22 protein-coding genes, 1 tRNA gene and 2 pseudogenes are annotated in these 23,784 nt (G+C 67.7%); 10 read left to right on the top strand and 15 right to left on the bottom strand.

Annotated elements, in window-relative coordinates:
• Nucleotides 1–55: 55 nt before the first annotated feature.
• Both AWC14_RS16795 and AWC14_RS16790 read right to left on the bottom strand, forming a co-directional pair.
• A complete protein-coding gene (locus AWC14_RS16795; protein ID WP_045377748.1) occupies nucleotides 56–1,450 on the bottom strand; it encodes a cystathionine beta-synthase in 1,395 nt (464 codons plus the stop codon).
• Between the two features lie 22 nt (nucleotides 1,451–1,472).
• A complete protein-coding gene (locus AWC14_RS16790) occupies nucleotides 1,473–2,525 on the bottom strand; it encodes an alpha/beta hydrolase (protein ID WP_045377823.1) in 1,053 nt (350 codons plus the stop codon).
• A 250-nt stretch (nucleotides 2,526–2,775) separates the two neighbouring features.
• Between AWC14_RS16790 and AWC14_RS16785 the strand changes: the two genes are divergently transcribed.
• Complete coding sequence (locus AWC14_RS16785; protein ID WP_428838976.1) at nucleotides 2,776–3,732, top strand: SGNH/GDSL hydrolase family protein; 957 nt, start codon at nucleotides 2,776–2,778, stop codon at nucleotides 3,730–3,732.
• Between the two features lie 43 nt (nucleotides 3,733–3,775).
• The gene (locus AWC14_RS16780; protein WP_045377742.1) at nucleotides 3,776–4,993 is read left to right on the top strand and encodes an acetyl-CoA C-acetyltransferase; all 1,218 of its coding nucleotides are present in this window, start codon (nucleotides 3,776–3,778) and stop codon (nucleotides 4,991–4,993) included.
• A gap of 51 nt (nucleotides 4,994–5,044) precedes the next feature.
• Here the strand turns inward: AWC14_RS16780 and AWC14_RS16775 are convergent, their stop codons facing one another.
• Together AWC14_RS16775 and AWC14_RS16770 are read right to left on the bottom strand one after the other, a co-directional pair.
• Entirely contained in the window at nucleotides 5,045–5,902 is an 858-nt protein-coding gene (locus AWC14_RS16775; RefSeq protein WP_045377739.1) for a hypothetical protein, read from the bottom strand.
• Between the two features lie 102 nt (nucleotides 5,903–6,004).
• Entirely contained in the window at nucleotides 6,005–6,850 is an 846-nt protein-coding gene (locus tag AWC14_RS16770; RefSeq protein WP_057003536.1) for a Bax inhibitor-1/YccA family protein, read from the bottom strand.
• A gap of 186 nt (nucleotides 6,851–7,036) precedes the next feature.
• Here AWC14_RS16770 and AWC14_RS16765 point away from each other — a divergent pair, with 186 nt between their 5' ends.
• Both AWC14_RS16765 and AWC14_RS16760 read left to right on the top strand, forming a co-directional pair.
• Nucleotides 7,037–8,092: an enoyl-CoA hydratase/isomerase family protein gene (locus AWC14_RS16765; RefSeq protein ID WP_045377820.1), complete on the top strand. Its 1,056-nt coding sequence runs from the start codon at nucleotides 7,037–7,039 to the stop codon at nucleotides 8,090–8,092.
• Nucleotides 8,089–8,862 (top strand): enoyl-CoA hydratase, encoded by a 774-nt coding sequence (locus tag AWC14_RS16760; protein ID WP_045377736.1) that lies wholly within the window; start codon nucleotides 8,089–8,091, stop codon nucleotides 8,860–8,862. Before AWC14_RS16765 ends, AWC14_RS16760 begins: the two co-directional genes overlap by 4 nt.
• Before the next feature lie 415 nt (nucleotides 8,863–9,277).
• On the opposite strand, the gene AWC14_RS16750 is transcribed toward AWC14_RS16760, so the two are convergent.
• Both AWC14_RS16750 and AWC14_RS16745 read right to left on the bottom strand, forming a co-directional pair.
• Nucleotides 9,278–9,655: a rhodanese-like domain-containing protein gene (locus tag AWC14_RS16750; RefSeq protein ID WP_045377730.1), complete on the bottom strand. Its 378-nt coding sequence runs from the start codon at nucleotides 9,653–9,655 to the stop codon at nucleotides 9,278–9,280.
• Nucleotides 9,652–10,188 carry a cysteine dioxygenase gene (locus tag AWC14_RS16745; RefSeq protein WP_045377727.1) on the bottom strand — a complete coding sequence of 179 codons (537 nt, stop codon included), beginning with the start codon at nucleotides 10,186–10,188 and terminating at the stop codon, nucleotides 9,652–9,654. The genes AWC14_RS16750 and AWC14_RS16745 overlap by 4 nt, the downstream gene beginning before the upstream one ends.
• 190 nt (nucleotides 10,189–10,378) lie before the next feature.
• Between AWC14_RS16745 and AWC14_RS16740 the strand changes: the two genes are divergently transcribed.
• Nucleotides 10,379–11,422, top strand: a complete 1,044-nt coding sequence (locus AWC14_RS16740) for a patatin-like phospholipase family protein (protein ID WP_045377724.1) — start codon at nucleotides 10,379–10,381, stop codon at nucleotides 11,420–11,422.
• Here AWC14_RS16740 and AWC14_RS16735 read toward each other — a convergent pair.
• Nucleotides 11,411–13,660, bottom strand: coding sequence for a molybdopterin-dependent oxidoreductase (locus tag AWC14_RS16735; protein WP_057003535.1), 2,250 nt, complete (start codon nucleotides 13,658–13,660; stop codon nucleotides 11,411–11,413). The two genes, AWC14_RS16740 and AWC14_RS16735, sit on opposite strands and share 12 nt — an antisense overlap.
• A gap of 62 nt (nucleotides 13,661–13,722) precedes the next feature.
• Here AWC14_RS16735 and AWC14_RS16730 point away from each other — a divergent pair, with 62 nt between their 5' ends.
• On the top strand, nucleotides 13,723–14,295 hold the full coding sequence (locus AWC14_RS16730) for a TetR/AcrR family transcriptional regulator (RefSeq protein ID WP_235215879.1): 573 nt from the start codon (nucleotides 13,723–13,725) through the stop codon (nucleotides 14,293–14,295).
• Here AWC14_RS16730 and AWC14_RS16725 read toward each other — a convergent pair.
• From AWC14_RS16725 to AWC14_RS16695, 7 genes and pseudogenes are all read right to left on the bottom strand, one after another.
• Nucleotides 14,281–15,135, bottom strand: a complete 855-nt coding sequence (locus tag AWC14_RS16725) for a patatin-like phospholipase family protein (protein WP_045377721.1) — start codon at nucleotides 15,133–15,135, stop codon at nucleotides 14,281–14,283. The two genes, AWC14_RS16730 and AWC14_RS16725, sit on opposite strands and share 15 nt — an antisense overlap.
• Nucleotides 15,132–15,983, bottom strand: a complete 852-nt coding sequence (locus AWC14_RS16720) for a class II glutamine amidotransferase (protein WP_045377718.1) — start codon at nucleotides 15,981–15,983, stop codon at nucleotides 15,132–15,134. Before AWC14_RS16720 ends, AWC14_RS16725 begins: the two co-directional genes overlap by 4 nt.
• A gap of 11 nt (nucleotides 15,984–15,994) precedes the next feature.
• Nucleotides 15,995–17,053 carry an NAD(P)H-dependent amine dehydrogenase family protein gene (locus AWC14_RS16715; protein ID WP_045377715.1) on the bottom strand — a complete coding sequence of 353 codons (1,059 nt, stop codon included), beginning with the start codon at nucleotides 17,051–17,053 and terminating at the stop codon, nucleotides 15,995–15,997.
• A complete protein-coding gene (locus AWC14_RS16710) occupies nucleotides 17,053–18,684 on the bottom strand; it encodes a long-chain fatty acid--CoA ligase (RefSeq protein ID WP_045377712.1) in 1,632 nt (543 codons plus the stop codon). Before AWC14_RS16710 ends, AWC14_RS16715 begins: the two co-directional genes overlap by 1 nt.
• Nucleotides 18,685–18,731: 47 nt before the next feature.
• The gene (locus AWC14_RS16705; RefSeq protein WP_052425564.1) at nucleotides 18,732–19,769 is read right to left on the bottom strand and encodes a beta-propeller fold lactonase family protein; all 1,038 of its coding nucleotides are present in this window, start codon (nucleotides 19,767–19,769) and stop codon (nucleotides 18,732–18,734) included.
• 407 nt (nucleotides 19,770–20,176) lie between these two features.
• Nucleotides 20,177–20,674 (bottom strand): annotated as a pseudogene (locus tag AWC14_RS29990) (FAD-dependent monooxygenase); the annotation flags it as partial.
• 125 nt (nucleotides 20,675–20,799) lie between these two features.
• A complete protein-coding gene (locus AWC14_RS16695) occupies nucleotides 20,800–21,102 on the bottom strand; it encodes a DUF732 domain-containing protein (RefSeq protein ID WP_045377703.1) in 303 nt (100 codons plus the stop codon).
• Between the two features lie 266 nt (nucleotides 21,103–21,368).
• Between AWC14_RS16695 and AWC14_RS16690 the strand changes: the two genes are divergently transcribed.
• Nucleotides 21,369–21,689: a DUF732 domain-containing protein gene (locus AWC14_RS16690; RefSeq protein ID WP_045377700.1), complete on the top strand. Its 321-nt coding sequence runs from the start codon at nucleotides 21,369–21,371 to the stop codon at nucleotides 21,687–21,689.
• A gap of 39 nt (nucleotides 21,690–21,728) precedes the next feature.
• Here AWC14_RS16690 and AWC14_RS16685 read toward each other — a convergent pair.
• Nucleotides 21,729–21,802 (bottom strand) — tRNA-Leu (locus AWC14_RS16685).
• A gap of 215 nt (nucleotides 21,803–22,017) precedes the next feature.
• On the opposite strand from AWC14_RS16685, the gene AWC14_RS16680 reads away from it, so the two are divergent.
• The 3 genes and pseudogenes from AWC14_RS16680 to AWC14_RS29235 form a co-directional block, all read left to right on the top strand.
• Nucleotides 22,018–22,317 carry a PE family protein gene (locus AWC14_RS16680; protein WP_045377697.1) on the top strand — a complete coding sequence of 100 codons (300 nt, stop codon included), beginning with the start codon at nucleotides 22,018–22,020 and terminating at the stop codon, nucleotides 22,315–22,317.
• A gap of 12 nt (nucleotides 22,318–22,329) precedes the next feature.
• Complete coding sequence (locus AWC14_RS16675) at nucleotides 22,330–23,586, top strand: PPE family protein (RefSeq protein ID WP_162267238.1); 1,257 nt, start codon at nucleotides 22,330–22,332, stop codon at nucleotides 23,584–23,586.
• A gap of 115 nt (nucleotides 23,587–23,701) precedes the next feature.
• Nucleotides 23,702–23,784, top strand: a pseudogene (locus AWC14_RS29235) (WXG100 family type VII secretion target); the annotation flags it as partial.

Raw genomic sequence — 23,784 nt, 5'->3', positions numbered from 1 at the left:
CCCAGCTGGCAGCGATGGTTTCGTTTCCGAAGTAATTTGCTGGAACGCCGTCCCGCTACTTTCGTCGCGGTCCCTCGGACAGAAATCCCAACAGGTCGTGGCGGGTGATCACGCCCACCGGTTTGCCTTCCTCGACCACCATCACGGCGTCGGCGTCCCGCAACGCCTTGGCCAGCGCGCTGACCAACTCGCCGGCGCCGATCATCGGCAGCGCGGGGCTCATGTGCAGCGCGACGGCATCGGCCAGGTTGGCGCGGCCCTCGAAGACGGCGGAGAGCAGTTCGCGCTCCGACACACTGCCGGCCACCTCGCCGGCCATCACCGGCGGCTCGGCGCCGACGACCGGCATCTGCGAAACGCCGTATTCACGCAGGATGCCGATCGCGTCGCGCACCGTTTCCGACGGGTGGGTGTGCACCAGGTCGGGCAGCGTGCCGGATTTCCCGCGCAGCACGTCGCCGACCGTGGGCTGTTCCATCGAGCCGTCGAGCGGGGTGTGCAAGAAGCCGTAGGACGACATCCAGGCGTCGTTGAAGATCTTCGACATGTAGCCCCGGCCCCCGTCGGGCAGCAGCACGACGACCAGCGCGTCGGGGCCGGCCTCCTCGGCCACCTTGCACGCGGCCACCACAGCCATCCCGCACGAGCCTCCGACCAGCATCGCCTCCTCGCGGGCCAGCCGCCGGGTCATGTTGAAGGAGTCGGAGTCGGACACCGCGATGATCTGGTCGGGCACTTCGGGGTCGTAGGCCTGCGGCCAGAAGTCCTCGCCGACGCCCTCGACCAGGTACGGCCGCCCGGTGCCACCGGAATACACCGAGCCCTCCGGGTCGGCGCCGATCACCCGCACCGCCCCGCCGGAGACCTCCTTGAGATAGCGGCCGGCGCCGGTGATCGTGCCGCCGGTGCCGATACCGGCCACGAAATGCGTGACCTTGCCCTCGGTGTCGGCCCAGATCTCCGGCCCGGTGGTCTCGTAGTGGCTGGCCGGGCCCGCCGGGTTGGAGTACTGGTCGGGCTTCCAGGCGCCGTCGATCTCCGTGACGAGCCGGTCGGAGACGCTGTAGTAGCTGTCGGGGTGGTCGGGGGGTACCGCCGTCGGGCACACCACGACCTCGGCGCCGTAGGCGCGCAGCACGTTCTGCTTGTCCTCGCTGACCTTGTCCGGGCAGACGAAAATGCATTTGTAGCCGCGGGGCTGGGCGACCAGCGCCAACCCGACGCCGGTGTTACCGGAGGTGGGTTCGACAATGGTGCCGCCGGGCTTGAGCTGCCCGCTGGCCTCGGCGGCGTCGATCATCTTCTCGGCGATACGGTCCTTGCTGCTCAAGCCCGGGTTGAGGTACTCGACCTTGGCGACGACGCGGCCGGCTCCCGGCGGCACCACCGAGTTCAGCTGAACGAGTGGGGTATTGCCGATGAGTTCACTGATGTGCCGCGCGATCCGCATGCACTCATGGTCTCAGGTCGGTTTACCCGGTGGCCTCGCGGATGTACTCGCCGATCTGGCGAAGCGAGCGCGTCGCCTCCGGCACCAGCGGCGCGGCGAGCTGAAAGTCGTGAATCTGGCCGGGCCAGATCCGCACCTCGGCCGGCACGCCCGCGGCCGCCAGCTTGGCCGCCGCCAGCTGCGCGTCGTACAGCAGCACCTCGGACCCGGACACGTGGATCAACGTCCGCGGCAGGCCCGGTTCGATGTGGTCCAGCGGCTCGTAAAGCTGTTCGGGCTTGCCGTCGACAATGTTCTTGGCGGCGGCGCTGGCGACCAATGCCACCAACGCGTCGAACGCCTTCGCCGGGAACATCGCGTCGGTCTTGATGTTGGGATGGGACTGCTTGGGCTCCTTGGCCAGTTGCATCAACGGCGAAATCGCCACCAGCGCAGCCGGTTCCTCGTTCTCCTCCTGCAACCGCTGGGCGAGCGCGAGCGCAAGGTAGCCACCGGCGGAGTCGCCGGCAAGCACGATCTGGTCCGGCTCGTACCCGCGCAGCCGCAGCCAGCGGTAGGCGTCGTAGCAGTCGTCGAGCGCCATGCCGACGGAGTGTTTGGGAATCAGCCGGTAGTTGACCACCAGCACCGGCGAGTCGGCGAACCGCGACAGCGCGTTGACGACCCGACTGTGCGAGTGCACCCCGCAGGTGAGGAAGGCGCCGCCGTGCAGATAGAGCACCACCCTGCGCGTCCCGTCGGCGGGCAACACCCCGGGGGCGCGAACCAGCTGGGCGGTGGCATTCGGCAACCCCACCGTCGCCCGGATTGTGCCCGGAGCGGGCAGCAGCACCCGGGACGCGAAGTCGACCAGGCCGAACGGCCACGGCATGTGCGGAACATGGCTGCCGACGGCCAGCACCGGCCGGATGGTCAGATGACAGGCCACCGACATCAACCGGGCGGGAACGCTGGGGCCGCTCTCGACGACCTCGACGGGCGTGCCGTCGCTGACGGAAAACCTGCGCGCCCGCAGCGGATCGCGGGCGCGGAGACGATTGGCGGAAGGGCCGGGAACCTTGGTCGGTGCGGTCATGCTCACCACTTCCTACGTCGTTGTAGTCAGTCGACGAAGTAGCAGAGCATCCGGTTCAGCCCTTGCCTAGCAAGGGAGTACCCGCCCAGGCACTCAGCCAACCTCGCAAACTTAGCTTGGCAGCTATAGAAGTTTCAACAATCAAAGAGTCTTATTCGATACCAGTTCTGCGCCGCTCTGTAACCGAGCCGTGTCGGCGGTGCCGGACCATCCGCCGACGCCGACTTAAACTGGTGGCGTGGATATTCGCGTGCCGCGGCGATCGACGGTTGCCTTGGCTGCGGCAGGTGCGCTGGCGTCGACGGGCACGGCCTATCTGGGCGCGCGCAACCTGCTGATCAGCCAGGCCCAGCATGCCCGCAGCGTGATCCCCAAGGCCTGGGACGTCCCGCCCCGCGCCGACGGCATCTACACCCGCGGGGGCGGACCCGTGCAGCGCTGGGAGCGCGGAACGCCGGTGGACCTGCACCTGATGGTCTTCGGCGACTCGACCGCCACGGGCTACGGCTGCCGCACCGCGGACGAAGTGCCGGGCGTGCTGCTGGCCCGCGGCCTCGCCGAGCAGACCGGCAAAAGCGTCCGGCTGAGCACCAAGGCGATCGTCGGGGCGACGTCGAAGGGGTTGTCCGGCCAGGTCGACGCGATGTTCGTGGCAGGACCGCCGCCGGATGCGGCGGTGATCATGATCGGCGCCAACGACGTCACCGCGCTCAACGGCATCGGGCCGTCGGCGCGGCGGCTCGGCGAGGCGGTGCGGCGGCTGTGCGCCAGCGGCGCGGTGGTCGTGGTCGCCACCTGCCCCGACTTCGGCGTGATCAGGGCGATCCCGCAGCCGCTGCGCTGGGCGGCGCACACCCGCGGTCTGCGACTGGCCCGCGCCCAGGCCGCCGCGGTACGGGCGGCCGGCGGTGTGCCGGTGCCGCTGGCCGATCTGCTGGCGTCGAACTTCCGCCACTCGGCGGCCGTGTTGCTGTCGGACGACCAGTACCACCCCTCGGCGGCCGGCTATGCGCTGGTGGCCGATCAGCTGCTGCCGGCGTTGTGCAACGCTCTCGGCGAATCCAGCCGCAACCTGACGCCGACTCTGCTGACGGCTAACACGGCCAGCGAGTCCCGGCCGGGACGCGCCCGAGACGTGGTGTCACGCCTGCTGCGACGGCACACCACCGGGGTGCCCGCCCCCGTCGTCGTACCCACCGGGGGATAGCGGCTAGATTCGGTCTAACCCACACCGATAGAGGGAGCCGACCGTGCCGGAAGCCGTCATCGTCTCAACTGCCCGCTCGCCAATTGGCCGCGCCGGCAAGGGATCCTTGGTCAACATGCGGCCGGACGACCTGGCCGCGCAAATGGTGCGCGCCGCGCTCGACAAGGTGCCCGCGCTCAACCCCCACCAGATCGACGACCTGATCATGGGCTGCGGCCAGCCGGGCGGCGAGTCCGGCTACAACATCGCCCGGGTCGTCGCCGTCGAACTCGGCTATGACTTCCTGCCGGGCACCACGGTCAACCGGTACTGCTCGTCGTCGCTGCAGACCACCCGGATGGCCTTCCATGCGATCAAGGCCGGCGAGGGCGATGCGTTCATCTCCGCCGGCGTGGAAACGGTGTCCCGCTTCGCCAAGGGGAGCGCCGACGGCATGCCGGACACCAAGAATCCGCTGTTCGACGAGGCTCAGCGGCGCACCGAGGCGGCCGCAGCCGGCGCCGACGAATGGCACGACCCGCGCAAGGACGGCACGCTGCCCGACATCTACATCGCGATGGGCCAGACCGCCGAGAACGTGGCGCTGCTGACCGGGATCAGCCGCGAAGACCAGGACCACTGGGGAGTGCGCAGCCAGAACCGCGCCGAAGAGGCGATCAAGAGCGGCCACTTCGAGCGCGAGATCTCACCGGTCACCCTGCCCGACGGCACCACGGTCAGCGTCGACGACGGCCCGCGGCCCGGCACCACGTACGAGAAGGTCAGCCAACTCAAGCCAGTATTCAGGCCCAACGGCACGGTGACCGCCGGCAACGCCTGCCCGCTCAACGACGGCGCCGCGGCGGTGGTGATCACCAGCGACACCAAAGCCAAGGAACTCGGCCTGACCCCGCTGGCGCGCATCGTGTCGACCGGGGTGACCGGCCTGTCGCCGGAGATCATGGGCCTGGGTCCGATCGAGGCGACCAAGAAGGCGCTGGCCAACGCCGGCATGTCGATCCGCGACATCGACTTGTTCGAGATCAACGAGGCGTTCGCGGTGCAGGTGCTCGGCTCGGCCCGCGAGCTGGGCATCGACGAGGACAAGCTGAACGTCTCCGGCGGTGCGATCGCGCTGGGTCACCCGTTCGGCATGACCGGTGCCCGCATCACGGCGACCCTGCTGAACAACCTGCAGACCTACGACAAGACGTTCGGCCTGGAAACCATGTGTGTGGGCGGTGGGCAGGGCATGGCGATGGTGATCGAGCGGCTGAGCTGATCTTGCGTTGACTCTGCGGCTACCAGGTAGAAGTGCGAGTAGGTTGCCTGGTCAGCGCAGAGTCGATGCGCCCCAAGCTCGTTCGACACGGCGGATGACGTCGCAGCCGCGGTGCTCGGACAACACGCGGATGTGGGTCCACCCGATCGCGGTGATGTATTCCAGCCGCGCGGCGTCCCAGACATACTGTGGCCGGCTGGTGCGGTGTTGGTCGCCGTCGTATTCGACCGCCAGCATGATGTCTTCCCAGCCCATGTCGAGAAAGTACTTCGGGTAGCCGTCTGGGCCCAAGACGGGAATCTGGGTCTGCGGCCTAGGGAATCCAGCGCCGATCAGCAGTAGCCGCAACCAGGTTTCCTTGGGCGACTGCGCTCCCGCGTCGACCAGATCCAGCGCGACTTTCAGTTGTCGCAGCCCGCGGGTACGCCGATGGTTCGCCGCAAGCGCTTGGACATCGTCCACTTTGAAGCCGGTGGCGGCGGCAAGCGCATCGAGCCTTGCGACTGCTTGCCCGACGGTTCCGCGTCTGGCCAGATCGAAGGCGGTGCGCTCCGGCGTCGTCACGCAAAGGCCGCCAAGCTGCTGGGTTTCCCCGTCCAACAACAGCTCGTCGCGGGTCTTCACCCCGTCCGGCGCTCTGGCGTTGCGCCAAATCAACTCGACGACGGCGTCGTCGTCCACCCACTTGGCGCCATGTAGCGCCGACGCGGCGGCACCAGCGATGATTGCGCTGCGCTGCGACCACAGCCACGCCGCGACAATTCGTTGCCGCAGAGACAGCTGCAGCCCGTTCTCCAGGTAAACGTTCGGCATGATCGCGCGGTAGTACCGGCCGAGCTCATGCCAGCTGACGAGGCCCGCAGCAAGCGCTTCGGAGCCGATGAACGGCTGCTTTCCCAATCCCCCCATGCCGGCATGGTGGCAGTGGGCGCCGACAAACGCGTTGACTCTGCGGCTACCAGGCGGAAGTGCGAGTAGGTTGCCTGGTCAGCGCAGAGTCAATGCAACGAGCTAGTCGTTCTGTAGATAACTCAACAGGCGCAGGATCTCGATGTAGAGCCAGACCAACGTCACGGTCAGGCCCAGCGCGATGCCCCACGCTGCCTTCTCCGGCGCGCCGGCGCGGATCATCTGGTCAGCGGCGTCGAAGTCGATCAAGAAGCTGAACGCCGCCAAGGCGATGCACACCAGCGAGAAGATGATCGCCAGCGGGCCGCCGTTGCGCAGCCCCATGCCCTCGCCGTGGTTGAAGAACCCGATCACGAGGTTGCCGATCATCAGGGCCAGCACGCCGAACAGGCCGGCGACGACCATCCGGGAAAACTTCGGGGTGACGCGGATGGCGCCGGTCTTGTACACCACGAGCATGCCGAAGAACACGCCGAGGGTACCCAGGATCGCCTGCCCGATCAGCGCCCCGGCGTTGGTGGTCGAGACCGCGATGTTGGCCAGGATGAACGAGATTGCACCGAGGAACAGCCCCTCGAGCGCGGCGTAGGACAACACGATCGCCGGGCTGTCCTGCTTGCGGCCGAACGTGGCGATCAGCACCAGCGCCAAGCCGCCGAAGGCGCCGACGAACGTGAAGGGCCCCGCCAGCGCCAGGTTGCCGGCCACCAGGAAGTAGGAGACGGCGGCCACAGCGGACAGCACCGCCAGCGTGATTCCGGTTTTGGTGACGACATCGTCGATGGTCAGCGGCCGGGCAACACCGGCCCGCTGGTCGACATACGGCGCATATGGATCGGTCTGATGCCCGTACTGGGTCGCGGCGCCGGCCACGCCCGTGCCGAACTGGGCATATCCGCCTCGCTGCTTGGGCAGCGAGCGAAATACCGGGTTGCTAGTCTCCCGCACCGTCGGATCCTCTCTTGCTTCTGGTTCGAGCTCTGCGAACACCAGGTCAACGTCTTGGGTCCCGGATGGGTTCCCAGCACAGGGTCGCTCTGCAGCTAAACCTTACCCGCGGGCGCTGTATTGCGGGTAACGATCTAGATTGCTCGTCGAGTGCTGTCCAGCTTCCAGCGAGGGGAGACCACGCACGTGACGGGCGAGTCCGACGAGATCCTGACCCGCGTCGACGACGGCATCGGCTTTCTGACCCTGAACCGCCCCAAGGCGATCAACTCGTTGAACCAGAACATGGTCAACGTGTTGCGCGCAGTCCTCGCCGACTGGGAGCGCGACGACGCGGTGCGCGCTGTGGTGCTCTCCGGGGCCGGGGAACGCGGTTTGTGTGCCGGCGGCGACGTGGTGGCGATCTACCACAGCGCTCGCGCGGACGGGGTGGCGGCGCGGCGATTCTGGTACGACGAATACCTGCTCAACGCCCAGATCGGCCGGTTCTCCAAGCCGTATGTGTCGTTGATGGACGGCATCGTGATGGGCGGCGGTGTGGGCGTCGGGTCGCACGCCAATACCCGGGTCGTCACCGACACCACCAAAATGGCGATGCCGGAGGTGGGCATCGGGTTCATTCCCGACGTCGGCGGCACCTACTTGCTCTCGCGCGCCCCCGGCTCGCTGGGATTGCATGTGGCGCTGACCGGTACGCCGTTTTCCGGCGCCGACGCCATCGCGTTGGGATTCGCCGACCATTACGTTCCACATGACGAACTCGACAAGTTCAGCCGCGCTATCGTCGCCGACGGCGTCGAGCAGGCGCTGGCCGATCATGCCGTCGAACCACCGCCCAGCGACCTTGTCGCGCAACGGAACTGGATCGACGAATGCTACGCCGGGGACACCGTCGCCGACATCGTCGCCGCGCTGCGGGGCCACGACGCCGGACCGGCGAACGACGCTGCTGACGTCATCGCCACCCGCTCCCCCATCGCGCTGTCGGTCACGTTGGAGTCGGTGCGCCGGGCCGCGAAGCTCGACACTCTGGAAGACGTTCTGCGACAGGAATATCGGGTGTCCTGCGGATCCCTGCGTTCGCACGACCTGGTGGAGGGTATCCGTGCTCAGCTTGTCGACAAGGACCGCAACCCGCAGTGGTCGCCGGCGTCGCTGGCCGAGGTGAGCGCGGAAGACGTCGAAGCGTATTTCGCACCTGCAGACCCTGATCTGACGTTCGAGGAGGAGCAGCGCAGATGAGCTACGAGACCATCCTGGTCGACCGCGACGGACGCGTCGGCATCATCACGTTGAACCGGCCGCAGGCGCTCAATGCGCTCAATAGTCAGATGATGAACGAAGTCACCAGCGCGGCAAGCGAATTCGACAATGACCCGGGCATCGGTGCGATCATCATCACCGGCTCGGCCAAGGCGTTCGCCGCCGGCGCCGACATCAAGGAGATGTCGAGCCTGACGTTCGCCGACGTCTTCGACGCCGACTTCTTCGCACCATGGGCCAAGCTGGCCGCCGTGCGCACCCCCACGATCGCCGCGGTGGCGGGGCATGCGCTGGGCGGTGGCTGCGAGCTGGCGATGATGTGCGATCTGTTGATCGCTGCCGACACAGCGAAATTCGGCCAGCCCGAGATCAAGCTCGGCGTGCTGCCCGGCATGGGCGGTTCGCAGCGGTTGACCCGGGCTATCGGCAAGGCCAAGGCCATGGATCTGATCCTGACCGGTCGCACCATCGACGCCGCCGAGGCCGAGCGCAGCGGTCTGGTGTCGCGGGTGGTGCCCGCCGACGACCTGCTCACGGAGGCCAAGGCCGCCGCCGCCACGATCGCGGGGATGTCGCGGTCGGCGGCCCGGATGGCCAAGGAGGCGGTCAACCGCGCGTTCGAATCCACGCTGGCCGAAGGGCTGCTCTACGAAAGACGGCTGTTCCATTCGGCTTTCGCAACCGACGACCAGTCGGAGGGCATGGCCGCGTTCATCGAGAAGCGGCCCGCGAATTTCACGCACCGCTAGGGATCCGCGCCGGCCCCCAACTGTTTCGGTGACCTCACCACGACGTTACGTCTGCTCGAATCCGTATCGCACCGGTCCAGCCGGTGGCAACATGAGCGGTTCGGGGGTCCCGTGAAGGGAGAAACAGGTGACGTGGGCAAGAGCATCCGGCGTCCGCGGCAGGATGGTCGCGACGGCAGCGGCGGGGGCCTTTGTCGCTGTGTCGACCGTCGGCACATGCGTCGCAGCGCACACCTGTGTCGGTTTGGCCGACCCGTCGGCCCGCTATGCAGCGCTTCCGGCGCCGCCCCCAGCGGATCCCGCAACCGACGAACCAACGCCGCCGCCGCCTCCGCCGTCGCAACCGCCGGCGGTCGACTGGTGGGTATACGGGGGTGACAGCGGCGGAGGCGCCGCCGGCGGCGGCTGAGACGAACTAACGAGCGGCCAGCACCCCGGCCGCCACCAGCGCGTGGTAGCCGCCGACGACGTCGGTGGCGCGGTGCAGGCCCAGGTCCTGCAGCGCGGCGGCCGCCAGGCTGGAGGTGTAGCCCTCCGAGCACAGGATCACCCACTCGACGTCGTCATCCACGGCCTGCGGCAGCCGGGCGTCGCTGGTGGGGTCGCAGCGCCATTCCAGCACGTTGCGCTCGATCAGCAGCGCGCCCGGCACCTCCCCTTCCTGCGCGCGCTGGGCCTGCGGCCGGATGTCGACCAGCACCGCTCCGCGCCGCAGCGCGGCGGGCACTTCGTCGGCGGGCAGGCGCTGCAACCGGTCGCGCGCCGCGGCGAGCACCCGGTCGATGCGGCTCATGGCGCCTCCGGCTGGTCGGTCAGTTCGGCGCGCCGGCGGCGCAGCGTGTTGCGGGCGGTGACCTCGTAATACGACATCACGGTCAGCGGCGGCGAATACGCGTGCACGCTGAGCGTCGGCCCGGCCGGAACACTGCTCGGCGCCCACACCACGTCGTGCACCCAGCCCAATGGGAAGCCGGCCTGGTCACCGGCGTCGAGCCGACGACGGCGCAGCCGTTCGCCGTCCCAGCGGAACTCGTCGACCGAGCCGGACAACAAGGTCAGCGCGCCCATCGATCCGCCGTGGTCGTGCAACTCGGTGTGCTCCCCGGGCACCCAGCTGATCAGCCAGATGTCGAGCTCGTCGTCGCCGTGCAGCCGAACGAACCAGCGCCGGTCGACGGGCACCCCGCCGGGCGGCAGCAGGTGGTCGTAGCGCCCGCACAGCACGTCGTCGGCGCCCTGGTCGGTGGCTTGCAGCAGATCGGGCAGCCGCAGCCGGGTGGGACCGGACACCGACGGGCGCGGCAGGACAGGGTTGGCAACAGCCATGGAAAGACTCCAGAACGGATGGCGCGGATAAGGTCGGCGGCGTCAGCGCCGACAACACTCCCGAAATCCGGTCCGCTCCGTCATGCCAGGCAGTGTTGCACGGCGTGTGCTGGTGCCGGGGCCGTCGCCGTGCCGGCCGGCGCCCGCGACGAGTGCGGTTGGTTCGGATCACGGTGTAAAAAATGGAGGAATGGCCCACACCGACGCCCTTCGCGCCCCGGTCGAGGTGCGCCGCCCGAGCGGTCGGTCGCGGGCGCGGGTGGCGCTGGCGCTGGGCAGCGGCGGGGCGCGGGGATATGCCCACATCGGGGTGATCGACGAGCTGCGCGACCGCGGTTACGAGATCGTCGGGATCGCCGGCTCGTCGATGGGCGCGCTCGTCGGTGGCCTGCAGGCCGCCGGGCGGCTCGACGACTTCGCCGCCTGGGCCAAGGACTTGACGCAGCGCGCGGTGCTGCGGCTGCTCGACCCGTCGATCACCGCGGCGGGGGTGCTGCGGGCCGAGAAGATCCTCGACGCGGTCCGCGACATTCTCGGCGAGGCGTCCATCGAGGAGCTGCCGATCCCCTACACCGCGGTGACGACCGACCTGATCGCCGGAAAGTCGGTGTGGTTGCAGCGCGGTCCCGTCGACGAGGCCATCCGGGCGTCGATCGCCATCCCCGGGATGATCGCCCCGCACGTCGTCGACGGCCGGCTGCTGGCCGACGGGGGGATCCTCGACCCACTGCCGATGGCGCCGATCGCGGCGGTCAACGCCGATCTGACCATCGCGGTCAGCTTGAGCGGCAACGAATCCGAAGCCGAACGCGAGGCCGAGTCGCGTCCCGCAACCGAGTGGCTGAACCGCATGGTCCGCAACACCACCGCCCTGTTCGACGGCATGCTCAACCGATTCGGCGCCACCATGCCCGAGGACGAAACTCAAAGCGAGACAGGGGACGTCGAGCAGCCGATCGAGCCCGTCGCGGAGCCCGAAGCACCCAAACTCGGTGGCCGTTTCGAGGTGATGAACCGCACGATCGACATCGCCCAGGCCGCTCTGGCCCGGCACACCCTCGCCGCGTATCCCCCCGACCTGTTGATCGAGGTGCCGCGCTCGGCCTGTCGCAGCCTGGAATTCCACCGCGCCGCAGAGGTGATCGACTTCGGCCGCGCGCTGGCGCGCGAGACTCTCGACACCCTTGACTCGCAGGAGTCGGCGACTCTCGACGACGAGAGCTCAGGAGGGTGATCCGGCGCTGGCGATCGCCTCGATGCGGGCCGGCACGTGCTTGTGCCACGGCGTCCCCGCGTACTCGTCGCGCCATTCGGTCGAGGTCAGCGAATTGGCGGCGACACCCGGGATCAGTGTTGCGCCATCGTCATCGACGAAGTCGAGGCCATACCCGTTGGGTAGCGACGCATGGCCGGGCAGCATCGCCTCGCTGATCTCGACGCTCGCCTCCGCACTGCCGGCCGCGGTCGTGATCCGGGCCCGCCCGCCGTCGACCAATCCGAGTTCTTGGGCGTCTTCGACGCTGACGCGCAGTGCTCCCTGCGCGTCGCGTTTGCGCCATGAGGGGTCGCGGAAGATGTCGTTGGCGGTGAACGGCCGTCGCTCACCCGCGGACAGCACAATCGGAAATTCGTCGGTGGTGTGGCGGGTGGGTACGTCGGGCAGTCGGCGGATCTCCTCAAGCAACTCCGGCATCTCGAGATGAATCTTGTGATCCGCATGGCGAATCAACTCAAAGTCGTCGTCGTATTCGTGGACGGTAAACGTCACTCCGGAGCGGCTTTCCAGGACTGCGTCGAACAGCGCATTGCCGTCGCGATGACCTGCGCGGCGAACGGCATCCGGATAAGCCAGCGCAACGTTTTGAGCCAGGCCCCACAACGCTGCCGCACCGGCCAGCCCGTCCGGCAGGGTGGGCCCGAGAGTTTCATACAGCACATACGGCAACACTTTTCGGAATGCCGGATTCTCGCCGATCGCCTGCATGAACGCGACCGTGTACGCGTCGCGGCCCTCTCTGGCTGCCTTTCGCAGCGGTTGCATTTCGGCGTCGTCGACGACACCGAGAGCCCGCACCAGCCGGGCCCAGATCTCGGGCTCGGGCAGGGTCCCGGGCAGCGGTTCCAGCAGCGGGTGGCGCAGGTGAAAGGTGTTGTGCGGGAACTCGAGATTGAAGAACGTCGCCTCGGGCTTCTCGAACTGGCTGGCCGCCGGCAGCACGTAGTGGGCAAGCCGGGCCGTTTCGGTCATCGCGACGTCGATGACCACCAAGAGTTCCAGCGACTCGAATGCCGCGCGGCAGGCCGCCGAGTCGGCCAGCGAATGCGCGGGATTGCTGCTCTCCACGAACATCGCACGGAACCGGTCCGGATGATCGGTCAGGATCTCTTGCGGCACAACGTTGCTGGGCACCAACCCGCCGATCAGCGGAGCACCGGTCACCGGTGTGCGCCCGACTTCGGTGCCGTGGCGCATCAGCGGGCCGAACGCTGAATGCAGGTGCTGCCCACCGCGTTTGGCGAAGCTGCCGGTCAGGATCCACAGCATCTTGTTCAGATACGAGCACACCGTGCTGTTGGGCGCCTGCTGGATGCCGAGATCCTCGAACACCGCGACGCTGTCCGCACCAGCAATGCGCCGGGTCGCAGCACGCAACAGCTCGGCATCGACACCGCACCGCGCCGCGTACTCGTCGACGGGCACATCGCTCAAGGTCTGTCGGACGGCGTCGACGCCGGTGACGTGGCGGGCCAGGAATTCTTCGTTGCACAGGTTTTCCTGCACCGGCACGGCGGCCATCGCGGCCAGGCACCATACGTCGGTTCCCGGACGGACCCGTAGATGGAAGTCCGCCATCTTGGCGGTGTCGGTGAGGACCGGGTCGACGACGATCATCGAGCGGCGCGGATCTTTCGCGATCTCGTTGAGCACGGTGCGCGCCCGGGGGAAGCTCTGCGACATCCACGGGTTCTTGCCGACGAACACCGACACCTCGGCGTGCTCGAACTCGCCGCGGGTGTGGCCGCCGTAGAGGTGGGCGTCGACCCAGGCTTCGCCGGTCTTCTCCTGCGCCAACGCGTTCGAGCGGTAGCGAGAGCCGATGGCCTTGAGAAACGCCCCGCTGTACGCCCCGCCGAGGTGATTGCCCTGTCCTCCCCCGCCGTAGTAGAAGATCTTGTCGCCGCCGTAGGTGTCGCGGAGGTGGGTGACAGCCGCGGCGATCTCGGAAATCGCGGTGTCCCAGTCGATTTCTTCGTAGCTGCCGTCGGGTCGTCGGCGCATCGGCGAGGTCAGCCGGTTGCGGTTGTTCTGGTAGTGGTCGAGTCGCAACGCCTTGTTGCAGGTGTAGCCGCGCGATGCCGGATGTTCTTTGTCGCCGCGGATTTTGGCCAGCCTGCGGCCGTCGAGTTGCACCACGATGCCGCAATTGCATTCACACAAGATGCAGGCGGTCTGCTGCCAGCCGGTTGTCATTGCGGCGCTTCCCTTCCGCGGATGGTATGCTATGCACCATAGCATAGCGACGTGGAGGGTCAATGGGAGTCCGTACCGACACCCGGCAGAAGATGCTGGTCAGCTCGGTCGAGTTGCTACGCGAGCGGGGCGCGGGCGGGGTAACGGTGGATGCGGTGCTGTCCCGGAGCCAGGCGCCGCGGGGCTCGGTCTACCACCACTTCCCGGGGGGTCGTAGCGAGATCATTGCCGAGGCACTCGCACTCGCCGGCGACACCATCAGCACCATCATCGAAAAGGCAAGCGACCAGGGATCGATCGCCGCGCTGCGCCGCTTCGGGAAGTTTTGGAAGAAACTCCTGCTCGACTCCGACTTCAATGCCGGCTGTCCCGTCGTCTCGGTAGCGGTCGGCGGCTCGCCCGACGATCAGCATCTGCAGCCCGCTGTGGCGGAGATCTTCCAACGTTGGCATCAGGCGCTCGTCGCGGCGATCATCGCCGACGGCGTGGAGGCGCGGCGTGCCGACCGGTTGGCGACCATGGCGATCGCGGGCTTCGAGGGCGCGATCATTCTGTGCCGACTGCAACGGTCCACAACCCCACTCGACGACGTCATCGCCGAGTTCGAGTCCCTGATCGGCTCAGCCGCGTCCTAAAAAGTCCGCGACGGCCGCCGCCTCCCGTCGGCCCTGCGCGCGCCCGGCCATCGCCGATGCGGCGCGGCATCGCGGGTCCAGCGGGTTGGACCCGAACGCGGCCAGCGACGCGTCGTCGGCGAACACGGCGTGCGTCGCAGCGCGCCAGGCCGCCATTTCCGCGGCGGGTCCCGCTCCGAACGACGACGGCGCCGACACGCCGGAGGGCACCAGCACCACCGCGGTGTCGCAGTCGTCGGCAACCTCGAGGTTGATCGTGCTGCCGATCCCGCCGTCCATGTAACGGCGACCGTTCACCGTGACCGGCGGCCAGGCGCCGGGCACCGCGCAGCTGGCCGCCACCGCGTCCACCAGCTCCACGCCCGAATCACGGTCGAACACAACAAGTTCGCCGGTGGCGATGTCGATGGCGGTGATCCGCAGGTCTCGCTTCGGCCAGTCGTGCGACGGCAGCCGTTGGGCAATCACCTTGCGCCGCACCGGCTCGGGCACGGTTTCGGCCACCAAAGCGACGGCGCCGATCCGTTGTCGCTTGCGCGCCATGTCCGGCTCAGCCATCGCGCCCAGGAACAGATCCATGATGTCGTCGACGCCGACACCGGGATCCATCTCGAAGGACGTCTCAGCGACCTGAGCAGCGAACAGGTCCTCGAGGCTACGCCCGCTGCTGATCTGCGCGGCGACCGTCGAACCGGCCGAGGTGCCCACCAGCACATCGGAGTCCAGCAGCGCCTGCGCCAAATCCAGCGACTCGTCCGCAATGCCGCGCAAAATGCCTGTCTCCCAGGCGATTCCGACCACCCCTCCGCCGGCCAACACCAGCGCGCGTTTGGCGCTCACGAGTGCTGCGCGGCCTGCACCGCCGAGCTCAACTCCTCGCGCTGCAGCTGGTAGCGAGGCGGATCCGGCAGCACCACGTCGCGCTGGATCTGCAGTCCGGCGTCGACGTGGACCAGCTCGCCCGGTGCGATCAGCTGCCATCGCGGGTCGTCGTCCATTGGTTCACTGGCGAACACCACCGCGGCGCGGCCTCGCAGCTGCTCGGCGTGCGCCCGAATCCGATTGCTGCGCAAATGAACCGGTGCGCCGTCGCGGCGGTCCAGGACATAAAGCTCGTGCGACTCGGGGTAGCGCAGCGCCCAGACGTCGGTGGCCGTGCTCAACAACACGTTGACCGCGTAGATCGGTACGTTGGCGGCCAGCCAACGCACGGCGTCGACCAGCCCGGCCGACACGTCGCCGTCGCACCCCCGGATCGAGGCCGTGATCAACGCGAACACCCGCTCGGAATCGGTCTGGCCGCCCACCAAATCGGCGGTGCCGACCTCACGCAACCGCTCGTCGAGCACATTCAATCCCTCGAGCACGCCGTTGTGGGCGAAGATCCGGCCGTCCTGCAGGAACGGATGAGTGTTGACGATGTCGTGCGACCCGGTGGTCGCGTAACGAACGTGCGCGACGAACGTGGTGCCGGTCATCTCATGGGCTTCGGTGGCGAAGTCTTTGTCCTGCCACGCCGCGATCGGCTGCTTGCGCACATCCGGGCGGCCCTGACCGTCGAACACGCCGAGCCCGGTGCCGTCCGGGTTTCGCCGGCTCTGCGCCTCCAGGTTGTCCGGGGCGTCCAGCAACCAGAAAGTGGCAGTAACGACGTTGGTCCCGGCGTGCAGCGCAAAGAGTCGACACATCGCGTGCGACGTTACCGGCTCAGCCGGGGTGCGGCGCGCGCGGTGATCAGCGGCAGGTCGAAGAAGCTTTGGATGCCGGCCGGCGCCGCACAGGTCGCCGGAATCGCGTTCACGCAGTGCGCCGCGGTCGCGACGATGCCCGGATTGCTCTTCAAACCTTCTTCCACGGTTTCGGGTTGCCAGCCCTTGACGGTGACGAAGGTGTCCGGGTTGCCCCGCACCTCGATCTCGTAGCGTTCTCCTGCGGGCCCGAAAGACCATGGCGGGTCGAGGTTTTCCTCGCCCATCAGCCAGTTGACGGTGATGCGGACGACGGGCGTGTCGCCAACCGTCGCCTCCCAGTGGAAGCGACGCCCGGCCACCTGGCCGGCTTCGATCACCCCGATCGGCGAGTCGATGGGCGCGGTGGCCACCGCGACTTCCTGCCAGGACCGGATGTCGGGATCTGCGGCAAAGCCCAACTGGTCGACGCACAGTCGAACCGACTGGATGAAGCCGCCGTCGAGAAGTTTCTGCATCGGGCCGGATAGCGCGTTGTCGGGCGTGCCGCCGAACCCCATCACATACCGCAGCACGTCGGGTGCTCCGTAGGTCCGGAGGTCGGAAAACTCTTCGGAGCGAACGAAAGTGACGCCGGTGGACATCACCGACAGCAGCAGCGGGAACAGTTCGGTGGCCGCGCCCGGGCCGATACCGGCGCCGTGCAGCGTCGCGTTGCCGGCCTGCGCGGCCACCTCGAGCGGGGCGGCCTCCTTTTCGCTCGGGTAAAACCAGCCGACCGGGCTGACGACGTTCTTGCCGGAGCGCAGCAGCGCCGCGACTTCTTCGACGTTGGGCAGTAGCGGCGCGTAGATCACCGCGTCGGCGTCCAGCGCCAGGATGTCGTCGATGCTGTTGGTCGCGATCACGCCGAGCGGCGGGGTGCCGATGATCTCACCGACGTCCTTGCCGCTCTTGGCTTCCGAATGCACCCAGCAGCCGGCGAGTTCGAGTTCGGGATGCTCGAGCACACCTTTGATCGCGGCCACGCCCACCGATCCCGTTGCCCACTGGACGACCCGCAAACCCATCAGTCGCGCACCTCGCAAACCTCGTAGTCCCCTTCGCCGTATCGCGAGCGCATGGTCTTCTTGTCGTATTTGCCGACGCTGGTCCGCGGAATCTCGTCGACGAATGTCCAGCGTTCGGGCAGCCACCAGCGAACGACCTTGTCGGAGAGGTACTTCCGCAACTCGCCAGCATCAACCGACGCGCCCTCTTTGCGGACGACCACGGCCAGCGGCCGCTCCTGCCAACGCTCGTCGGGCACCCCGACGACCGCCGCCTCCACGACGTCGGGATGCGCTATCAGACAGTTCTCCAGCTCCACCGACGAGATCCATTCTCCGCCGGATTTGATGACGTCCTTGGCGCGGTCGGTGAGCGTGATGAAGCCGCGCTCGTCGATGCGGCCCACGTCGCCGGTGCGCAGCCAGCCCGATTCGAACTTCGACTGATCGGCGCCGCGGTAGTAGGAGCCGGTGATCCACGGGCCGCGGACCTCCAGTTCGCCCACTGCGTCGCCGTCGTTGGGTAACACGTTGTTGTCGTCGTCGACGATCCGGGCTTCCACGCCGCACACCGGCTGGCCCTGGGTCGCTCGCAACGGCCAATGCTGGTCGTCCGCCGTTCCCGGCGGCGGCCAGGCCATGGTGGCCATCGGCGATGTCTCGGTCATTCCCCACAGCTGGCGGATCTGCACGCCGTGCTTCTCTTCGAACGTGCGCATCAGCGACACCGGCACGGCCGAGCCGCCGCAGGCGACCAGCCGCAGCGACGACATGTCGTGGTCGGGGTCACGGTCCAGGTAGTGCAGGACGTCGTTCCAGATGGTCGGCACCGCGCCGGCCACCGTCGGCCGCAGCTTTTCGACCATGTCGACCAGCGACTTGGCGTCCAGGTGCCGGTCGGGCAGCACCAAGTCGGCGCCGGCCATCAACGCGGCGTACGGCAACCCCCACGCGTTGGCGTGGAACATCGGCACGATCGGCAGAACGCAATCGCTCGACCCGACCCCGATGCCGTTGGTGGTGCAGGCCGCCATCGTGTGCAGATAACTGGAACGATGGCTGTAGACAACGCCTTTGGGATCTCCGGTGGTGCCGCTGGTGTAGCACATCGCCGCGGCCGAATTCTCGTCGATGTCCGGCCAGTCGAATTCGGTGGGCTCGCCGGTGAGCACGTCGGCGTAGCGCAGCACCGTCTTGCCCGACTCTGCCAGCGGCGTCGTGTCCCCCTCGCCCACCGCGATCAGCGTGTGCACGGTCTCCAGGCGGCCCAAAACGGGGGCAAGCAGCTTGGCCAGCGACGTATCGACCAGCACAACCTGGTCTTCGGCTTCGTTGGCCACGAAGACGATCTGCTCCGGGAACAGCCGGATGTTCAGCGTGTGCAGCACCGCGCCCATCGACGGGACCGCCATGTAGGCGGCGAGGTGTTCGGCGTTGTTCCACATGAACGTGCCGACCCGCTGGTCTCCGGTGATGCCCAGCTTGCGCAGGGCGTGGGCCAGCTGCGCGGCTTGTCGGCCCAGTTCGGCGTAGCTGCAATCCCGGTAGCCACTGCCGGTAGCGGTGGTGACCCGTCGGGCGCCGTGCACGCTGGTGGCGTGCCGCAGGATCGCGGTGATCGTCAGCGGGAAGTTCTGCATTGTGCCGTACATCGAGGTACAGCTTATGGTTCCGAGCGCAGCGACGGCGCCCGTTCAGCTCAGGTCAGCGCAGGCTCGAGCCGAAACAGCTCGGGCATGGTCCACTCGTGCCGGGCGGTGGGCTCGTCGTCGGCCACGTCCACCGAGACGACGGTGACGGTGCCGGCGTAGTCGCCGATGTAGAGCGAGTTGCCGTGCGGGCTTTCGACCACGCAGGACGGCTGACGGCCCACGTCGATTGCGCCGACGACCTCGTGGGTCTCGGTGCGCAGCACGGTGACGCTCTCGTCGCCGACGAGGTAGGCGCGCCGACCGTCGCGGCTCAACGCCAGCTGGGTCACCAAGCCGCAGATCTCTGCGACCTTGTGGGTGCTGACGACGGCGTTGGTGCGGGTGTCGACGACGTCCAGGACGGTGCCGAAGTCGGGCCCGCAGCTGGCGATATACGCCGTGTCGCCGCTCGGGCTGATCGCGATATCCCTGATCGGCGAGGCGATCTCGATGTTGCCGACCACACGACGGTGCTCGATGTCGACGACGGTGAGCGTTCCGCCGGCGGCGCTGTTGGTCGCGACGTAGAGTCGACCGCCGCCGGCGTGGGCACGCACGCATTCGGCGACGGTGCCCGGAGTTGCGGCGATGGTGATCTCGTCGACCTGGCCGGTACTGGTGTCCAGGACTGCGACGTCGGCGCCGCCGGCCGCGGTGCGGGCGGCATACACCTGCCGGCCGTCGGGGCTCACTGCCAGGTCGCGGACGCTCTCGGCCAGCGGGTGCACGGCGACGACCAGGCTGGTGTCCACGTCGACGGCCAGAATCGCGTCGTAGGCGCTCGATACGGCGCTGACATAGGCCCGGTTTCCGGCGATCGCGATGGCAAACGGCTCGCAGATGCCCACGACGGTGCGCACCAGCGCACCCGAGCGGGTGTCGATCGACGAGATGCTGTCGCCGCCGCAATTCGTCACCATCAGCCGGTTGGTGTCGGGGCTGACCGCGATGCCGCTGACACCGCCCTGGTGGACGCCGATTTCGGCGGCCACCGCGAAGCCTGGCGCGACGCCGACCTCGCTGTCGACACGGTTAACACTGCCCACAGTGGCACCTGCCTTTGCACGTTCGTCCGACCGTGACCGGACTTGGACGCCGGTTGGCCTGCTGTGGCAGCACAAGCCCGAGATCAATCGGATACGGCGCCCCAGGGCGCGCTTTCGGCTGAGTCTAGTGGCGGGATTCGCACCCACCGGTGTGTCTTTCGCCAAGTACCCACGCACAACACGTCAATAACTCAGGTTGCCCTTAGGCAAGCGGCGCCTCGCTGTCGATGCCGCCTAGGACAGCGAACCGATTGGCTGGTGTGTCCAGGGTTTTTGCACGAGCCGCTAACCCGGTATCGCTAAGTCCAATCCTGTTCGAAATTAAGAATTCCTTAGCGTTCGACGGCCAAAAGCGGTCAACATCACATTTTCCGTCCGGCGCGTGTCGGCCGGGCCGAACCAGCGGGTCAGCGCGACGCGTAACCGGTGATCAACATTGCGTCGGCTGCGTGGGCGACGACCGTGTCGACGCGGTCACGCCAGGGCGCCGCAGCGTCGGCGAAGGTACCGGCGGACGGGTCGAGCAAGACCCCACGTGCCCGGCGCATCGACTCGGCAACGCGCCGCCCGCTGCGCAACGTCACCTCCGGAACCAGCCGCCCGGAAAGCTCATGGACGTCGCCGATGTCGTAGCGAACATCTCACCCGGCGAGCAGATGGGCCATATGCACTGCGACGTCAGGCTTTTCGACAAGCTCAGTGAAAAGTTCTCGCAATGCGGTGACCTCGGGGCCCGGGGACATCAGGGCGGTTTGGGCCATCGACTGCATCATCACCCGCTCGCCGACCGGGAAACGTTCGGAATGGTAGGTATCGAGCAATTCGGTTGGCGCCCAGCCGTTTATAGCGGCAGCCAGTTTCCACCCGAGATTCACCGCACCCTGCAGGCCGAGGTTGAGGCCGGGCCGGAACCGCAAGGCCCGCAGCCACATCGGCGAAGCAGGCGGCAATCAATGTACGCCCGAGCTTGCCTGCTGGGCAATGTTGCCGGATGGGCAAAATCGCGCTTGGGAGCGCCAGCTTGCGCTGGTCAGAGATGTTGAGGGCAGTACGCCGAGGCCGCTGTCACCGCAAACCGTGCGGCGTGCTCGGGGGTGAATCCCGGGTTGGTGCTGCGCACCGCGTTGACCGTGTCGAGCGGAGAAAGGCCGCCGTCCATCAACTCGCACACCGCCCTGCCTGCCGCGATGGCTTGACTGGCGCCGCGGTGGGTGATGCCCTGCTGGTCGAGGGCGGCCAGGAAGGCCGCGTCGCCGCTGGTCTCGTCGGCGTGTGCCGGCGCAGCGAGACCGATCATGGTGGCGAAACCCAGCAGTAGCAGCAGGCGCTTCATGGCTCTTATGCTGCCCAGCGCCCGTTACGAACGTGTTACCGAGTTTTTAGCATCGCCCGTCACAATGTTAATTCGGTGTTACGGCGCCTCGGTGGCGCTGTCTGACCTGGTCACGTCCCGGCGCCGCGGGTTTTCGACGGGCCAAGGGCGCAAACGTGTTAAGAGTTGCAATGCCGGCGTAAAGAAGCCGTTAACGAGCTGGGCCTCTCAACTTGCGTTGAGCAACGCTGGATTCCGTGCAACCCGCACGGACCGGAGGAGAGGCCATGTCACTCGTGAGCGCGCCCAAGTTGGTACTCGCGCTGGCGGGCGCCGCTGCCGTCATCGGCCTGGCCGCGCCTGCGCACGCCGAATCCTCGGGCACCGATGCAAGTTTCCTCGCGGCGCTCGACCAGCAGGGCATCACCCACCGCGGCGCCAGCCAGGCCATCGCGGCCGGTAAGTCGGTGTGCCAGTTGATGGACCAGGGCCTTTCCCCGATGGACACGGTCAATGCGGTACACAGCACCAATCCGGGATTCACCGTGGAGAACGCCGCCAGGTTTGCGATTACCGCGGCGAGCGCTTACTGCCCCGAACACCTCTGAATGCTTTCGGCTGCAACGCAATATCGCATCCGCTTCTAGTGCCCCCAGTCGGATTCGAACCGACACTGGACGGATTTTAAGTCCGCTGCCTCTGCCAATTGGGCTATGGGGGCCCCGGCGGCGAATGTAGCGCGACGACGTTGCAGCCGGTTCAGCCGGTACCGGAACCGCTACTGCCGGCTCGTACGTGACATCTGTGTATCGGGCAGCGGCACCGTGTTAAGACTTCCGGCCCAACAGTTAAGAAGCCGTTAACGAGCTATCACTTCGACTTTGTTTTGGGCAACTGTGGATGCGTGGAATCGGTAGTGCGACACCAGGAGAAGTCATGTCTTTCGTGACCACTCAACCCGAAGCGTTGACGTCTGCGGCCGCCAGCCTGCAAGGCATCGGCTCGGCGATGGCCTCACAGAACGCCGCCGCGGCGGCACCCACCACCGGTGTGGTACCCGCGGCCGCGGACGAGGTTTCGGCGCTCACGGCAACCCAATTCGCCGCACACGCCGCCCTGTATCAGGCCGTCAGCGCCCAGGCCGAGGCCATCCACGAAATGTTCGTCAACACACTGAGCACCAGCGCGACATCGTATGCGGCCACCGAGGCCGCCAACGCGATCGCGGCCCGATAGGGGGAGCGGATCATGTTGGATTTCGGACTGTTACCGCCGGAGGTCAACTCCGCGCGCATGTATGCCGGCGCCGGGTCGGGACCGATGATGGCCGCCGCGTCGGCGTGGAACGCGCTGGCCGCCGAGTTGAGCTCGACGGCCGCCGCCTACGAGTCGGTGATCACGGGACTGACCAGCGAGGAGTGGCTGGGCCCAGCGTCGGCATCGATGGCGGCCGCCGCCGCGCCCTACGTGGAGTGGATGACCACCACCGCCGCGCAAGCGCAGAAGGCGGCCAGCCAGGCCCAGGCGGCCGCAGCCGCCTACGAGGCAGCCTTTTCGATGACGGTGCCGCCGCCGGTGATCGCGGCCAACCGCGCCCAGCTGGCAGCGCTGGTGGCGACCAACGTGCTGGGCCAAAACACGCCGGCGATCATGGCCACCGAGGCTCACTACGCCGAGATGTGGGCCCAGGACGCGGCGGCGATGTATGGCTATGCCGGCTCCTCGGCGGTCGCCGCGCAGCTGACGCCGTTCGACCCGCCGACGAAAAACACCAACGAGGGTGGGCTGGCGGCGCAGGCGGCCGCGGTTACCAACGCCGCCGGTACGGCGGGCGGCAGCGGCGCCCAGACGACGCTGTCACAGCTGACGTCGGCGCTGCCCGCCGCCCTGCAGAGCATGTCGTCGCCGCTGGGGACCACCACCGGCTCGGCGTCGTCGGCGCTCGGCGGAATCGCCAATGCGCTCGGCGCGGGCTCGGGGACGGACTACCTGTCGGTGATTTTGAACGGCATCTCGTCCGGCGGTGCGACGGCGGTGATGTATATCCCGTCGACGCTGATCCCGAGCATGATCGGTTACTTCGCCGGCCCCGGTTTCAACGCCGCAGGTGGCGGTACGGTCGGCGGCGGCTTGGGGGCCTTGCTGGCTCCCGGCGGTCCGCTGGGCAACCTCGGCGCACTGGGCGGCGGCATCGGCGGCATCGCCGGCGGGGCGAGCACCGGCGCGGCCAGCGCAGCGTCGGCGGTCACCGGCACCATGGGCCACGCATCGACGGTGGGCGCCCTGTCGGTGCCGGCAAGCTGGACCTCGGCCACGCCGGCAAGCACCGGCACCACCGCCTTGCAGGCCAGCGGCTGGGCAGCCGCCCCGGAGGCGGCGCCGGGCAGCCCAGGAATGCCGGGCATGCCGATCGGCAGTGCGGGCGCCAACCGCGGCTACGGGTTCGGCGCCCCGCGGTACGGCTTCAAGCCCACCGTGATGGGCCGGCCGGTGGTGGCCGGTTAGGCGCAGTTTGGACACAACTCGTCACATGTTTGAAGCCGGCTGTTAAAACGCAGGTCGTAACCTGTAACCCAGGCGACCAGCGCAGCACGCCCCGTCAACCACGAAGGAGATTTCGATGACCGCCCGGTTTATGACCGACCCGCACGCGATGCGCGACATGGCGGGCCGTTTCGACGTGCACGCCCAAACCGTCGAAGA

It is taken from the genome of Mycobacterium kyorinense, from assembly GCF_002101735.1.
Taxonomy (GTDB): domain Bacteria; phylum Actinomycetota; class Actinomycetes; order Mycobacteriales; family Mycobacteriaceae; genus Mycobacterium; species Mycobacterium kyorinense.
The sequence above is the reverse complement of the archived record's forward strand: the minus strand, read 5'-3'. Positions and strand labels throughout refer to the sequence as shown.